This window comes from Arthrobacter sp. R3-55, assembly GCF_054161505.1.
The window spans coordinates 3,481,368-3,495,591 of record NZ_CP096423.1; the positions used below are offsets into that span (position 1 = coordinate 3,481,368).

Here is a 14,224-nt window from a genome sequence, read left to right on the forward strand (position 1 = left end):
AGACGGTTAAGGCGGCCCTTCGTGTCCGGGATCACGTGTTCGTTACCACTCTCCGGTGATTAACCCCCGACGGCGGCCTGGCCACCGCTGCTGCCTGCCGGCGTCGTGCGCTGGCTTCTTTCCGCTCCCCGAACGCCGGCCCGCCCGGCTTGGCGCACGGGCCGCCATGACGAAACGAGGGCGAACGCTAACAATAATTCGGCGATGTCGCCGGCGTAGTACATGAGCTCACCCGCCTGCCTTCGCTCCGCGGAGGAACCCCCGACCTGGACGAAGAGGCCCGCGTAAAGCAATTGGGAGATGACCGCGTGCCCGGCGATTGCCATCCCCAAAACCACCAGGCGCGCGGGAACGGAGGGTCTTCGTGGTGCGGGATCCGGGCCGGCAATGGCCCAGGCAAACAGGATTCCGGCCGCGATGAAGTGGACATGGACGAGGGTGTGCAGTGCGGGGTGCTGTGTTGTTGCCGCATACAGCGGGGTGAAGTAGAGCACGGCGAGACCGCCCACATTGAGGACCAGCGCGGCGACCGGATGCGCCAGGACGTGCAGGGGTTTGGAACGGAGCGTCCGACCCAGGCGTCTGCCCTGTTTCCGCGGGATGCTCCGGAGCAGCAGCGTTACAGGCGCCCCAAGGACCAGTGCGATCGGCGCGTACATGCCGATCAGAAGATGCTGGAACATGTGGGCGGGTAGGCTGCCGGGCTGAAACGGCGAGAGTTGCGGGGTCAGTCCGACCCCCAGGACGCCGAGGCCCGCGAGGAAGAAAACGGTCCGCCGGCGCTGCCAGCTATTTCGTTGCCGCATGGCCAGGAGCACGTACACGACCGCGAGTGCGAAGAGAATGAGCAGGACTCCGGTTGCGCCGGATTCGGCGTGGTGCTCCAGCTGGTGGTGCTGCAGGTTCAGGTCCTGGTGCAAGCGTCAGCGCTCCTGGTGAGCGGCCTGCGTACTGCCAGGCGCCTGGGCGCTGCGTTGAAGCAACCAACCACCCACCATCAACAGCGCCCCGAATATCAGGAAGACGACGTCGGCCAGGACTTGGAATTCGCCACTGATGACGTGGTGAATGCCCAGGATCTGGTGGTCGATGAGGCCCTCCACCACGTTGAACAAACCCCATCCCAAGAGCATCCAACCCCACAAGGTGCGCGAGGCCCAGACCCTGTTCCGAGAGCGGGTGTCGTTCAGCCGCGAGTAGAGGATCCCAAGCCCGATCAGTACGGCCAGCCAAGTCACGGTGTGGAACAGGCCATCCCACAAGGTGTTCATTTGCAGGCCGTGCACGGTGGTCACCGGGTAAGATCCGACGTCGATGTTAGCCGTGTCTGAGCTGGAGAGCATGTGATGCCATTGGAGGATTTGGTGGAGCAGGATGCCGTCCACGAACCCACCGAGGCCGATTCCCAGAATGATTCCCGGGAGGCGGATTTCGCCCGACGCCCGGTTGGATCTCTTGACTGATGATGATTTGGCCATGCCTGCTCCCCTCCGCCACAACCAGATAAACAGTACCCTTAGTACCTCATGTGGTCGAGAGGTCGTGCAACCGACCACGAAATCGACCCCGGCTTGTGACGAGGAAGTGACAGCAAATTATCACAAACTATGAAACATCTCTTTACAAACTTGTCATACGTTGGGTAACTTCAATTCCGTCAGTCGGCGGTCGCCATCACTGGCCGCCTCACTCCCTCGATAGGTAGGAACAACGTGACAAAAACCAAGACCCTGGCCACAAGCCTGCTGAGTCTGTCCGCTGCCGCAATCCTGGCGCTGGTCGGAACCACCAGCGCCAACGCGGCACCGGCACAGAACGCGGACTCCAGCGGCGCTACGGTCAGCAGCCATGTAGTGTCGGACACCGGCGCTGCAGACTACTGGACTCCTGAGCGCATGAAGAATGCCAAGTCCGGCGAAATCCTGGCGGCCAAAGCACTCGAGCGCGGCAAGCTCCTGAACCTCGGCAAAGCCCCGGTCACCGAAGCCCCGGGCGCCATCAGCAGCATCGCCGGCCAACAAGCCACCACCGGCTCCACGTCCATCGACCGCAAGGTCAACCAGAGCGAAACCCCCGTCAAGCACATCGGCAAGGTCTTCTTCACCCTCGGCGGCTCCAACTACGTTTGCTCCGGCAACTCCGTCACCTCAACGAACAAGAGCACCGTTTCCACCGCCGGGCACTGCCTCAACGAAGGCCCGGGCGCCTACGCCACCAACTTCGTCTTCGTCCCGGCATACCTGAACGGCGCAGCACCTTACGGGAAGTGGACGGCAAAGGCGCTGTACGCACCCACCCAGTGGTCCTCCAACGGCAACATGCAGTACGACACCGCTTTCGCCGTCATGAATACCCTCAACGGCCAGAAGCTCGCCGACGTCGTCGGGTCCTCCGGTGTCCAGTTCAACGCCGCCCGCGGCCTGAGCTACAAGGCCTTCGGCTACCCGGCAGGCTCGCCCTTCAACGGCGAATCCCTCAAGAGCTGCTCCGGCAAGGCCACCAACGATCCCTACAACCCGCAGTTCAACAGCCAGGGAATCCCGTGCAACATGACCGGCGGGTCCTCGGGCGGTCCGTGGTTCATCGGCACCAGCTCCACCGGCTACCAGAACTCCGTGAACAGCTACGGCTACGGCAGCAACTCCACCACCATGTACGGCCCGTACTGGGGCACCGTCATCCAGTCCACGTACAACACCGCAGCAGCGGCTTCGTAGCGGACCATCTTTTGTTGGCACGTCCCTGTTGAGTACGTGCGGATAAAGCACGACGGCGGCCGTCCCCTACCGGGGGCGGCCGCCGTTGCGTTGTGGTGCTGAAGAACTTTTAGTGGAAGAAGTGGCGTGCACCGGTGAAGTACATCGTGATGCCGGCAGCGTTGGCTGCGGCGATGACTTCCTCGTCACGAACGGAACCGCCGGGCTGGACGACCGCGCGGACACCGGCGTCGATCAGGATCTGCAGCCCATCGGCGAACGGGAAGAACGCATCCGAAGATGCAACGGCACCGCGTGCGCGCTCAGGTGCGTTGGCACCGCTGGTGTTGGACGCACCGCCGGCACCTTCGACGTCGGACTCCACCGTCACGCCCAGCGTGTTGGCGCGCTCCACAGCCAAGCGGCAGGAGTCCAGGCGGTTGACCTGGCCCATGCCGATGCCCACGGCTGCACCGTGGTTGGCGATCAGGATGGCGTTGGACTTGGCGGCGCGGCAAGCGGTCCAGGCGAAGGCGAGGTCTGCGAGCGTTGCTTCGTCGGCGGCTTCGCCGGCTGCGAGGGTCCAGTTGGCGGGGTTGTCGCCGTCGGCGTCTACCTTGTCGGACATCTGGACCAGGACGCCACCGGAAACCTGGCGCATCTCCGAAGGGTAGCGGCCGTAGCCTTCGGGCAGGGCAAGGAGGCGGATGTTCTTCTTCTTGGAGAGGATCTCCACGGCTTCGGGCTCGAAGTCCGGGGCGATGACAACCTCGGTGAAGATGTCGGCCACCGTGCGGGCCATGCCTGCGGTGACGGTGCGGTTGGCCGCGATGACGCCGCCGAAAGCGGAGACGGGATCGCAGGCGTGGGCCTTGGCGTGGGCATCGGCGATCGGGTCTGCGGCATCCGCGGAACCGACAGCCACACCGCACGGGTTGGCGTGCTTGATGATCGCGACGGCAGGCTCGGCGAAGTCGAACGCAGCGCGCAGGGCGGCATCGGCGTCGACGAAGTTGTTGTAGCTCATGGCCTTGCCGTGCAGCTGGTCGGCCTGGGCGATGCCTGCCGGAGCAGCCTTGTCCACGTAGAGCGCGGCCTGCTGGTGCGGGTTTTCGCCGTAACGGAGGACCTCGGAGCGCTCAAGGGACAGGCCGGCGTAGGCGGGCCAGTCGATGATGCCGTCGCCGTCTTCGTCAAGGAACTGGCTGGCGGTCCAGGAAGCAACAGCGTTGTCATAGCTGGCCGTGTGCGCGAAGGCCTTGGCGGCCAGGCGGCGACGGGTGTTGAGGTCGAACCCGCCCTGTGCTGCGGCTTCGACCACTGCGCCGTAGAAGTTCGGGTCCGTGACAATGGCGACGGCGGCGTGGTTCTTCGCGGCCGAACGCACCATGGCGGGGCCTCCGATGTCGATCTGCTCAACAACGTCGTCCTGGGGCGCACCGGACTTCACGGTCTCGACGAACGGGTACAGGTTCACCACCACGAGGTCGAAAGTCTCGATCTCCATGCCGGCCAGGGTGTCCATGTGGGCCGGGACGCGACGATCGGCCAGGATGCCGCCATGGACGCGCGGGTGCAGGGTCTTGACGCGGCCGTCCAGCATTTCCGGGGAGCCGGTGACTTCTTCGACTTCCTTGACCGGGATGCCTGCGGCGGCGATCTTCTTGGCGGTGGAGCCGGTGGAAACAATGGCGACGCCGGCTGCGTGCAGGCCCTTCGCGAGCTCCTCCAGTCCCGTCTTGTCGTAAACCGAGATCAGTGCACGGCGGATGGGAACACGGTCAAGCTGCGTCAAGCTCACAAAAGTCTCCGTCTTAGTTCGCGTAGAAGTCGCGGGTAGTCTCGCGGGTGGTGGGATACGGAGAGTTTATCGCGTTTCGACGTTGGGCCCGTTTTGCGTCTTTGCCCTCCCCCTGCGTTGCGGGGCCCACTCTGCGCTCCAACCCCAACGCAAACCCCGCACACCAGGCCCCACAACCTCACCCCCCTTGCGTTGCGAGGCCCACTCTGCGCTCCAACCCCAACGCAAACCCCGCACACCAGGCCCCACAAACCCACCCCCTGCATTGCGAGGCCCACTCTGCGCTCCAACCCCAACGCAAACCCCGCACACCAGGCCCCACAACCTCACCCCCCTTGCGTTGCGAGGCCAAGACAAACTACGACGCCGGACCTCGCCACCCGCGCGACACCAACGCATCGCGCACCTTACGTTCCGCGTTGGCCCATCCACTTTTCATCTGGACGTCGGAGAACTTGAGCACGATCCAGCCCATAGCTCGAAGCCGGTCGTCACGTTCGATGTCTTTGCCCCACTGCACGGGGTCGGAGCGATGATGGTCACCCTCATACTCCATGGCAATTTTGTACTCCTTGTACTGGAGGTCCGGCGTGGAAATGTACCTACCGTGTTCATCGAAGACCGGTTGGGTGACAGCTGGCTCCGGCAGACCGGCGTCGACGATTTTTAACCGCAGCCGGGATTCCTGGGGCGAGTCCACCCCAACGCGCAGCAACGGCAGTATCTCCCGGGCCATCCTGATTCCCTTGACTTTGGGTCGCCGGTCAATGACTTCCTGGATCGCCTCCATCGAGGACAGCGGATTCTCCCGCGCCAACAGAAAATCCCCGGCTGCAACAAGCGAAGACCGTCCCATATGCCGGGACAAATCAACCCACGTCCATTCGGGTGACGTCAACTGGACTCCATTTAACACACGTACATCCCGGGCCAAGAGCGGCGCCCGATGCCCGGCTACCCCGCGACGTTTGACCCTGCCGATCTCTTGCCGACGCGTTACATGAATCTGACCGCTGGCCCCCTCCTCCTCAAGATATAGAGGAAGCGGCATCGACCACAGCAACGCTGCCGTGACATGACTGACCGCGCACCGCGGAGTGACAGCTGTGTACAGCCGGCCGAGCAGTTCGAGGTCGCGTTCGTTTGCCCTGGCGATACGAATGCCACGACTCGGCGTCTCCAATTCACTTACCTGGAGTCGCCATCGCGGTACACCGGCAGCGTAGGCATCGGCGACGAGGAAGCCTTGAGGATCGACGTCCGTTGGCAAAGGAGTGGGTTTCCGCATGGGACCATGCTTGCGGGAAATGATGGCTCGCATCCGGTTATCCACAGAAATCGCAGTCAGGACGCTTCTGGCTATTCCTCCACAGGCGTTGCGCCCACTCTGCGTTCCATCCCCGGCGCAAGGCACGCAGAACAGGCCCCACAACGCAGGGCCCACCCTTTGCGAGGCCCACTCTGCGTTCCATCCCCGGCGCAAGGCACGCATAACAGGCCCCACAACGCGGGGCCCACCCGTTGCGAGGCCCACTCTGCGTTCCATCCCTGGCGCGAGGCACGCAGAACAGGCCCCACAACATAGGGTTGATCCATGGAAGCCACCGAGGTTGTTCTTGTTGCCGATGTTGGGAAGAGCCGTTGCCGCGTTGAGTTGCGCAGCGGTTCGGAGTTGCTGGGCGCGGCCGATCAGCACGGCTTCCCCGGGGTGCACGTGGACAACGGACCCACGCTGGCGTTCGAGCTCTTCCTCGAGACGGTCAGCCTGCTCCCCTCGGGGCTTCCCGTTGGCAGCATTACCAGCGTTGGCGCCGCCGTGGCCGGCGTTGAGGCGTCCGCGGAGAAGTCGCAGGAACTCGCCACCATGTTGTCTCAAAGATTCAGTGTCCCCGCCGCCGTCCTTTCCGACGCCACTGCAGCCCAGCTCGGCGCTCTCCAGGGCGCCCCGGGAACCACGCTCATTGTGGGCACCGGCGCCGTGGCCTTCCGTTTCGATGAAGCCGGAGTCCTGCACCGTGCCGACGGCTGGGGCCCCTATCTTGGCGATCGCGGCAGTGGGCGTTGGATCGGCCAGCAGGGTCTGCAGGCTGTTCTTGAAGCGCACGACGGCGGCCCTGCCACGTCCTTGTCCGCCGCAGCCGGCGCTCTGGTGGAGTCGCCCGAAATGCTCCCAGGCTGGCTCGCCGCTAGCGAAAACCCCTACCGTGCGATGGCCCGGTTCGCGCCGCTGGTTCTGCACGCTGCGGAGGCGGGTGACGGCGTCGCGCATGACATCATCGGCGAGGCATGCCGCATCCTGACCAACACCGTGAAGCTTGCCAGCGGCAGTGAGTCCGGTTCGTCCCGTGTGGCGCTCCTGGGAGGAGTGGTGGGATCGGACTTCTTCGCGTCGCTCTTGCGCAAGTCCCTCGCTTCGGCTGGGATTGAGGTGGTTGCACCGCTCGGCGATGGCTTGGACGGCGCTGCCCTCGCTGCGACGCGCCGCGGGCTCATCCAGGAAAGGTACATCCACCGTGACGGAACAAACTGGCCCGACTAGCGCCGACAAACTTGCGGGCCTGCGCACGGAACTCGCCGGCCTGGCCACCGAGGCCACGGCCGAGGGCCTGGACAACTTGGACATCCTTGGCACTGAAGAACTCGTCGCCGCGATGCTTGCCCACAGTGCAGGAGTACACGCTGCTGTTGAGGCTGCGAGTCCCGCAATTGTTCAAACGGTCGACGCCGTTGCGGAGCGGCTCCAGCGCGGTGGCCGCCTTTTGTATGTGGGAGCAGGAACAGCCGGGCGTCTCGGTGTGCTGGATGCGAGCGAGTGCCCGCCGACGTTCGGCACCCCGCCGGGACTCGTCGTCGGACTCATTGCAGGCGGTACCAAAGCTATCCAGCACCCGGTGGAGTACGCCGAGGACAACGCAACTGCCGGTGCGCGGGACCTGCACGATATCAACGTCACTGAAGCGGACGCCGTCGTGGGTATTACCGCCTCCGGCAGGACGCCGTACGTGATCGGCGCGCTGGAGGAGGCCCGGAAGAGGGGGGCGTTCACGGCATCGCTGGCGTGCAACAAGGGCTCGGCCGTAAGTCACGTCGCGGACGCCGCTATTGAGGTTGTTGTGGGTCCGGAGTTCATTGCGGGCTCCACGCGGCTGAACTCGGGGACGGCCCAGAAACTTGTCCTCAACATGATCAGCACGTTGGTGATGGTGAAGCTCGGCAAGACGTACGGGAACCTCATGGTGGACCTGCGCGCCACGAATGAGAAGCTGCAGGCCCGTTCGCAACGCACCGTCCAACACGCCACCGGGGTCTCCGCCGAGGAAGCTGCCGCGGCGTTGGACTCCGTGGGTGGTTCGGTAAAGGCGGCCATTTTGGTGCTCCTGACAGGTATCGAGGATGGTCAGGCCAAGGGTGCTTTGGAAGAGGCCGGTGGTTTCCTGCGGCGGGCCATCGAGAACCAGAAGTAACGCGGACTTCCGCTCCGTGCACAGCGCATAAAGTTGCATGCAGGAGGCCCAATGAATACATACACAGCCGTGCCCAGCGGCGAGCAAGTTGTGCAGGAACTGCCCTGGCGGTGGAAGGTCCAGGGACGGATTTTCGTGATCGGCGGGCTCGGATTCATGTTCGATGCCTGGGATGTCACGCTCAACGGCATCCTGATTCCGCTGCTGTCCAAGCACTGGTCGCTGCAAGCTGCTGATGCGGCGTGGATCGGCACGGCCAACCTTATTGGCATGGCCGTGGGCGCGTTCGCTTGGGGCACGATTGCCGACACCATCGGCCGCAAAAAGGCGTTCACAGCCACCCTCCTGATTTTCAGCATCTTCACAGTCCTGGGCGCGTTCGCCCCGGACATTGTGTGGTTCTGCATCTTCCGCTTCATGGCCGGCTTCGGCTTGGGCGGCTGCATCCCCGTGGATTACGCGTTGGTGGGCGAGTTCACTCCGCGGAAGCAACGGGGCAAGGTGCTCACGGCCATGGATGGGTGGTGGCCGATCGGTGCTGCGCTCTGTGGTTTCGTCTCCGCCGGCCTGGTTGCTGCCTTCGGTGATTGGCGGCTCACGATGCTGATCATGGTGCTGCCGGCTCTGCTCGTTTTCTGGGTGCGCCGTTCGGTTCCCGAGTCGCCGCTGTTCCTTATTCGTGCGGGCCGCCGTGCCGAGGCTGCGGCGGTAATTGATGGTTTGGTGGAGGCCACTGGCGCCACGCCGCGGGCCTACAGCCTGCCCGAACCGCAGGCCGCGCCGCGCCTCTCCCCCGGCAGCGCGTGGGCGCAGCTGCGAGGGATCTGGCAGTTCAACTGGAAGATCACCACCGCAGCCTGGGCCCTGTTCTTCAGCATCCTGTTGGTCTATTACTTGTCGCTGACGTGGATGCCGCGCATTCTCATCGGCGCCGGATTCGAGGAGTACAAGGCGTTCGTCACGACGGCGAGCATGGCCGCCGTCGGACTTCTGGGCGTGGTGGTTGCCGCGGTGCTGGTGGAGCGCGTGGGCCGCAAGTGGATCCTCGCCATCACCGGCCCGTTGTCCGCGTTGACGCTGGTGATCGTGGCGTTCGTGGTGGATGTGCCCTCGGCTGCTGTGTTCTGGCTGCTGGTGTTCGGGTTCGTGGTTCAGGTGGCCATCCCGGTCCTGTATGCGTACGTGTCCGAGTTGTACCCCACGGAGCTTCGAGGCTCGGGCTTCGGCTGGGCTTCGACGTTCTCCAGGATCGGGGCAGGCTTTGGCCCCTTGGTGTTTGCCTCGTTCTTCTGGCCCGAGTTTGGGTTGGCGCAGTCGTTCGCGATGGCTGGAGGCTTGGTGCTGCTGTCCGTGCTGTGGATGGCGTTCTTCGCCCCGGAGACGAAGCAGCGCGAACTCTCCTAAACCGCCGCTTCACCCGACTAATACGCAGATCAGGTGGTTCCCGGGGCTGGGAACCACCTGATCTGCGACGTACTTGGACGTGGGCCTATGCGGTGTGGGCCTCGCGGGAGCTGAGCTACACGGGGGTGGCCGCGAGGTCTGCGAGGGTCTGGACCAGCAGGCGGCGCTCCACTACTTTGATGCGCTCGTGCAGGGATTCCTCGGAATCTTCCGGCAGCACCGTCACGGCTTCCTGGGCAATGATGGGCCCGGTGTCCACGCCGGCGTCGGCCCAGTGAACGGTGCAGCCTGTGACCTTCACGCCGTAGGCTATGGCGTCGCGAACTCCGTGGGCGCCCGGGAAGGACGGCAGCAAGGCGGGATGTGTGTTGACGTACTTGCCGTCAAAGGCGTTGATGAAGTCTTCGCTGACGATCCTCATGAAACCGGAGGACACCACGACGTCCGGCGCGTAGGACAGGACCTTGTCGCGCAGGGCGGCGTCCCATTCAGCACGGGTTTCGAACGAGTTGAAGTTCACCACGAAGGTCTCGATGCCGGCTTCGTCGGAGCGCTCCACACCGTAAGTATCGGGACGGTCGGCGCCCACAGCGGCGATCTCGACATCCAGTTCACCCGACTTCACGGCGTCGATGACTGCCTGAAGATTGGAACCGGTACCGGAGACGAGGACAACAATGCGCATTGCACTAGCTTATGGGCGGCTCGCGTAGGCTGGAAAACATGAATCCCGACGTCGGTCCCAAGCCGAGCCAGCAACCCCGCTCCGAGGCCGAAAAGTCCGCCCTCGGCGTGACCCAGATCCTGTTCCGCGCATTCCTCTTGACGGCTTTGGGCGCGTTCTTCGTGTTCTCCCTGAACGTGAACTACGTGTGGTTGAGCGCCATTTTGACGCTCGCGGGTTTGGTGTTGGGGATCGTCGTTCTGGTGCGCACGCTGAAGTACAAGCACCCGCGGCTGATTCTTTTCGGGACAATTTCCGGCCTGGTTGTTACGGCCGTGATGTGCCTGCTCATCCTGACGTCGGTGCTCTTCTTCAACCAAGTAAGCACGTACCAGGATTGCTCCCGCGGGGCACTGACGGAATCCGCCAAAACCCAGTGCCTCACGCAGCTCGAGAACTCCATGCCGGGACCGCTGCGCTAAATCCCTCGCCGGAGCAGCTCGGCGTTAGCAGCCCGGCGTTAACGGGAGCCGAGCCGCTCAGGCGTGTTCGTCGTCGTACGTTGCTTCGTCGAGATTCGCTTCGCGCTGCTTCTGGCTGCGTTCCAGCCATGGCCCCACTGCGTAGCCAATCACGACGCCGATACCCACTTCCGCGGCCAGCCAGACTGCCGTCCACAGCGGGTGGGGTCCGATTTCGGTGAGCCGCCCAATGCCGGCCGAGCCGCGGGCGATCCAAGCCAGAGCACCGCCAAGGACCCCCGCAACGGCACCAACGAAGGCGCCCAGGAACAAGGTTGAAACGGTGGCCGTGAACCAGCGGGACTTGATCTTGATGGAGAGCCACTCGTCAAAATGGTTCTCGCCTTCGCGGAGGAACCACCACCCGGCCAGTATCCCTGCAATGACGGGCAGCGCAAGTGCCATGGCCCCGGCGTCGAGCTGTCCTGCGGGGAGGGCGCCGAGAACCGGGACTGCGGGGAGCGGTCCGACCGCCGTGCCCAGTGGACCGGCGGTGGACCCTACACCCAGGGAGAAGCCCGCGCCCGTGGACCAGGAGAGAGCGAAAATGACGAGGTTCGGCAGGAACCCCAGCTGCGCAATGGTGAGGACGGCGCCGCCGAGGGCGCCGGCTTGGATGCCTTCGTAAACGGCGATGATGTCCGTCCAATGCCACACGATGGTCACCGCCAAAAGCAGTGCGGCCAAACAGACCGAAGCCATGGCCGCAACGAACCCCGCCTTCAACGCCGAGCCAACGTACGAGCCAGCCCAGCGCGAGTGCTGGCTGGTTTTCGCGAGCCAGGCAACGGCATCGACGCCGATGAGTCGGCTCCAGGAACCGGCCTCCCGTCGGGCGCCCACGATCATGCCCAGGCCGAATGAAATCAGCGGAATGGTCATGGCAAACCAGAGGTTGATGACCACTTCAGGGGTGCGGCACACGAACCCGGTGGCGGCCCCGAACGCGGCGTACACCACGAAGGCGCCAAGGAATGCCTGCCACAGTTGGTCGGTGTAGGAGGCCCTGGCGAGCCGACGACCCGCGCGCCACGCCAGCAGGAACGGGATGAGCGTTAACCCGAGCGGAATGAGGGAAAGCAGACCAGACCCCGGCTGGGCCGCAGTACCGATGTTGACCTGCGCCAGCTCCAGCGGAACACCGTGGATCAGCAGCCAAGCCTGTCCGCCCAAGCGGGCCAGGGAGTCGACGTTGCGGTCTTGGAAACCATCGGTTGCCCACACGCCCACCAGCGGCAACACCACCACGATGGCCGAAATGAACGCCGCCTGCGCCGCTTCCAAACCACCCTGGAGCCAAAGGGGCATCGGGAGGCCACGGTTTCCGGTCTGATCAGCGCGCAGTTTCATCGTGATCTATCGTGCCACGGCAGGCCGCCCCCACTCCGCAGGCGCCCCTGAAATACCGCGAATTCCAGCGCTTTTTCCCTACGGCGGCCGTAAAATGGGAGGTGTTCTCCCGGGGCACGGAGCCCTCACCGACCACCTCAGCTCCGCCCCCACCTGCACAAACTTTGCAAGGCCCGGAAACAAACGAAGCCGGGAACTAGGAGCGGCCAATGGATAGGTGTCACAACTCATAACAGAAAGTCGTACTAGCAGCTGGTGCAGCCGCCAACGGATTCTCTCCATAGGCTGCACCAGCCTTCTTTTTGTCCCCCTCCTTGCGTCTCCTGTACCCCACCTCCAGCCCGCCGAGGGGCGACATCTCAGCACTTTGAAGCCCACACATACTGCCGAGAGCTAACCAACCCACAACGCCGGTCGGCCAGCCCAAGTGCGCACCCCACCACACCTCACCTCACCCCACCGCCGAGGGGCGACATCTCAGCACTTTGAAGCCCACACGTACTCCCGAGAGCTCACCCCTCACCCAAGGAACGCACGACGGCGGCCGGCTAACTCAAGCGCACACCCCACCCCGCCGAGGGGCGACATCTCAGCACTTTGAAGCCCACTTACTGCCGAGAGCTCACCCCTCAATGAAGGAACGCACGACGGCGGCCAGCCAGCCCAAGCGCACACCCCACCCCCCGCCGAGGGGCGACATCTCAGCACTTTGAAGCCCACACGTACTCCCGAGAGCTCACCCCTCACGGGCGCCCGCTAAAGCTGCGGCCCGTAGATGAACTCCTTGGCGTGATTGACGGCCTTCTTGAAGGCGTCGTTGCGGAGCGTCACTTGCTCCCTGCTGGCTCCCCCATTGGGTTCCAGAAAAGTCGTGGGTCCGGGCCGGAGCATCCAAATGTCACCGGCCGGCGGAAGGTAGAACACGCCGAAGGAGCGGTGCTCGGGGTCGTCGGTCCAGATGGGCACCACGGCAACCGCAGCGCCGGTGTCCGGATTGATCCACTGGGCACGGGGCATCGGCTGTTCGTGGACTTCGGGGTCAAGGAAGGGCGCGGTTCCCCTCCCCCAGCGTTTCTCGAACCGTTCGTAGAACGCAGGAATGATGTGGCCGTCGTACGGACGCCAGGCGCTCATGAATGACTCCTTGGTGATCTCAAGTTGCGGACAGATGGCTCCCAGCGGGGCGGCCCAAAAGTCAGCGGTGACTCCTGAGCGCTCCCGGCGGGTTTGGGTGAAGTCTCATTACGATGCACCCGGATTTTCACCGGCGTACCCTCGGTTCCGGACGAACTTCCGCCCCGGGGGCCGGGTGTGCCGGACCGCGAATGATCGTAAGCCGCCCGCTTGCTTGGGTCCGACAAAACGACGTACGCCTGCATGATGGCGTGCAGTTCCTGGAGGTCGGCCGCGGTGGTGGCGTCGCCGTCGTCGACCTTTTGGCGGGTGTCCGGGTGATGGGTCCGAAGTAGCGTGCGGTAGGCGCGCGTGATCTCACGGGTCGTCGCGTCCGGCGACACGTGAAGAGTCGCGTAGTGGTCAGGTTGGGTACTCACTGCTGATTCCGGTTTCTGCCGCGGAGTTGGAGATGGCCCCCGGCTGAACCGGGGGCCATCACTCGGGAGACGACATCGGGGGTCGCTTTCATGTGCGCTAAAAAACGCTGTGACGTGGCGCGAAGCCTGCGCCCAACTAATCCGATGCGGCCGCTTCCGTCGTTCCCGGCCGGCGCTCCGCTGGCGGGCCACCCCCGGGTGAGCCTTCCAGCGGAGCGTACGGGTTATGCGTTGATTTCCTGCCTCTGCCCGCTGGAAGTAATTTCGATGCGCCGCGGCTTGGCCTTCTCTGCCACCGGGATCCGGAGTGTCAGGACGCCGGCGTCGTAGTTGGCTTGGATGCCGTCGGTATCGAGGGTGTCGCCGAGGATGAGCTGGCGGCTGAAAACGCCCTGGGGGCGTTCGGCGGCGAGCATCTCGGTGTTCTCGCCCGCGGGCGACTTGCGCTCGGCCTTGACCGTGAGGACGTTCCGTTCAACATCCAGATCCACGGTCTCCGGATCAACCCCTGGCAAGTCGAAGGCAACAACGAATTGTCCGTCCTCCTGCCATGCATCCATCGGCATTCCGGCCGGGCGTGCTGTTGTGCCAAAAACCTGTTGGGCGAACCTGTCGAATTCGCGGAACGGGTCAGTGCGCATCAGCATTTGGTTCTCACTCCTTAGATCTTGATGCTGATTTTGTTGTCCATGCCAGCCTCTTGATCTGTATCAGCTGGTATAGATTTTTTATAGCACTGGTGAGAGAGTGGATGCAAGTAGTTCATCGGTA

14 protein-coding genes are annotated in these 14,224 nt (G+C 63.9%); 5 read left to right on the top strand and 9 right to left on the bottom strand.

Translation table 11 applies throughout. The features are described 5' to 3' along the window. Positions 1–59 precede the first annotated feature (59 nt). Positions 60–920, bottom strand: a complete 861-nt coding sequence (locus M1D51_RS15950) for a cytochrome c oxidase assembly protein (RefSeq protein WP_216659819.1) — start codon at positions 918–920, stop codon at positions 60–62. A gap of 3 nt (positions 921–923) precedes the next feature. Continuing rightward, positions 924–1,478, bottom strand: coding sequence for a DUF2243 domain-containing protein (locus M1D51_RS15955; RefSeq protein ID WP_458107172.1), 555 nt, complete (start codon positions 1,476–1,478; stop codon positions 924–926). Positions 1,479–1,712: 234 nt separating this feature from the next. Between M1D51_RS15955 and M1D51_RS15960 the strand changes: the two genes are divergently transcribed. Next, positions 1,713–2,717, top strand: coding sequence for a trypsin-like serine peptidase (locus M1D51_RS15960; protein ID WP_172323262.1), 1,005 nt, complete (start codon positions 1,713–1,715; stop codon positions 2,715–2,717). Between the two features lie 109 nt (positions 2,718–2,826). On the opposite strand, the gene purH is transcribed toward M1D51_RS15960, so the two are convergent. Together purH and M1D51_RS15970 are read right to left on the bottom strand one after the other, a co-directional pair. Then, complete coding sequence (purH, locus tag M1D51_RS15965) at positions 2,827–4,497, bottom strand: bifunctional phosphoribosylaminoimidazolecarboxamide formyltransferase/IMP cyclohydrolase (protein ID WP_458107173.1); 1,671 nt, start codon at positions 4,495–4,497, stop codon at positions 2,827–2,829. A gap of 358 nt (positions 4,498–4,855) precedes the next feature. Continuing rightward, on the bottom strand, positions 4,856–5,785 hold the full coding sequence (locus M1D51_RS15970; protein WP_458107174.1) for an endonuclease domain-containing protein: 930 nt from the start codon (positions 5,783–5,785) through the stop codon (positions 4,856–4,858). 306 nt (positions 5,786–6,091) lie between these two features. On the opposite strand from M1D51_RS15970, the gene M1D51_RS15975 reads away from it, so the two are divergent. From M1D51_RS15975 to M1D51_RS15985, 3 genes are read left to right on the top strand one after another with little or no spacing between them, the layout of a single operon-like run. Further along, positions 6,092–7,036 carry an N-acetylglucosamine kinase gene (locus M1D51_RS15975; protein WP_458107175.1) on the top strand — a complete coding sequence of 315 codons (945 nt, stop codon included), beginning with the start codon at positions 6,092–6,094 and terminating at the stop codon, positions 7,034–7,036. Next, positions 7,011–7,961, top strand: a complete 951-nt coding sequence (gene murQ, locus M1D51_RS15980; RefSeq protein WP_458107176.1) for an N-acetylmuramic acid 6-phosphate etherase — start codon at positions 7,011–7,013, stop codon at positions 7,959–7,961. Before M1D51_RS15975 ends, murQ begins: the two co-directional genes overlap by 26 nt. Before the next feature lie 51 nt (positions 7,962–8,012). Beyond that, on the top strand, positions 8,013–9,365 hold the full coding sequence (locus M1D51_RS15985; protein WP_458107177.1) for an MFS transporter: 1,353 nt from the start codon (positions 8,013–8,015) through the stop codon (positions 9,363–9,365). A gap of 115 nt (positions 9,366–9,480) precedes the next feature. Here M1D51_RS15985 and purN read toward each other — a convergent pair whose 3' ends face one another. After that, positions 9,481–10,050 (bottom strand): phosphoribosylglycinamide formyltransferase, encoded by a 570-nt coding sequence (gene purN / locus M1D51_RS15990; RefSeq protein ID WP_458107178.1) that lies wholly within the window; start codon positions 10,048–10,050, stop codon positions 9,481–9,483. 11 nt (positions 10,051–10,061) lie between these two features. Here purN and M1D51_RS15995 point away from each other — a divergent pair, with 11 nt between their 5' ends. Then, positions 10,062–10,511 (top strand): hypothetical protein, encoded by a 450-nt coding sequence (locus tag M1D51_RS15995; RefSeq protein WP_172324737.1) that lies wholly within the window; start codon positions 10,062–10,064, stop codon positions 10,509–10,511. A 57-nt stretch (positions 10,512–10,568) separates the two neighbouring features. On the opposite strand, the gene M1D51_RS16000 is transcribed toward M1D51_RS15995, so the two are convergent. From M1D51_RS16000 to M1D51_RS16015, 4 genes are all read right to left on the bottom strand, one after another. Beyond that, the gene (locus M1D51_RS16000; protein WP_172324735.1) at positions 10,569–11,900 is read right to left on the bottom strand and encodes a cell division protein PerM; all 1,332 of its coding nucleotides are present in this window, start codon (positions 11,898–11,900) and stop codon (positions 10,569–10,571) included. Positions 11,901–12,656: 756 nt separating this feature from the next. After that, positions 12,657–13,034: a hypothetical protein gene (locus M1D51_RS16005; RefSeq protein ID WP_026547546.1), complete on the bottom strand. Its 378-nt coding sequence runs from the start codon at positions 13,032–13,034 to the stop codon at positions 12,657–12,659. Next, positions 13,031–13,645, bottom strand: coding sequence for a DnaJ domain-containing protein (locus M1D51_RS16010; RefSeq protein WP_458107179.1), 615 nt, complete (start codon positions 13,643–13,645; stop codon positions 13,031–13,033). The genes M1D51_RS16005 and M1D51_RS16010 overlap by 4 nt, the downstream gene beginning before the upstream one ends. A 32-nt stretch (positions 13,646–13,677) precedes the next feature. Next, the gene (locus M1D51_RS16015; RefSeq protein WP_458107180.1) at positions 13,678–14,100 is read right to left on the bottom strand and encodes an Hsp20/alpha crystallin family protein; all 423 of its coding nucleotides are present in this window, start codon (positions 14,098–14,100) and stop codon (positions 13,678–13,680) included. Between the last annotated feature and the right edge of the window lie 124 nt (positions 14,101–14,224).

Excerpts from the sequence above, each read along its gene's own strand:
- M1D51_RS15970 (WP_458107174.1), bottom strand. The coding sequence starts at position 5,785 with ATGCGGAAACCCACTCCTTTGCCAACGGACGTCGATCCTCAAGGCTTC.
- M1D51_RS16005 (WP_026547546.1), bottom strand. The coding sequence starts at position 13,034 with ATGAGCGCCTGGCGTCCGTACGACGGCCACATCATTCCTGCGTTCTAC.
- M1D51_RS15955 (WP_458107172.1), bottom strand. The coding sequence starts at position 1,478 with ATGGCCAAATCATCATCAGTCAAGAGATCCAACCGGGCGTCGGGCGAA.
- M1D51_RS15985 (WP_458107177.1), top strand. The coding sequence starts at position 8,013 with ATGAATACATACACAGCCGTGCCCAGCGGCGAGCAAGTTGTGCAGGAA.
- M1D51_RS15995 (WP_172324737.1), top strand. The coding sequence starts at position 10,062 with ATGGGCGGCTCGCGTAGGCTGGAAAACATGAATCCCGACGTCGGTCCC.
- M1D51_RS16000 (WP_172324735.1), bottom strand. The coding sequence starts at position 11,900 with ATGAAACTGCGCGCTGATCAGACCGGAAACCGTGGCCTCCCGATGCCC.
- M1D51_RS15975 (WP_458107175.1), top strand. The coding sequence starts at position 6,092 with ATGGAAGCCACCGAGGTTGTTCTTGTTGCCGATGTTGGGAAGAGCCGT.
- M1D51_RS16015 (WP_458107180.1), bottom strand. The coding sequence starts at position 14,100 with ATGCTGATGCGCACTGACCCGTTCCGCGAATTCGACAGGTTCGCCCAA.
- purN (WP_458107178.1), bottom strand. The coding sequence starts at position 10,050 with ATGCGCATTGTTGTCCTCGTCTCCGGTACCGGTTCCAATCTTCAGGCA.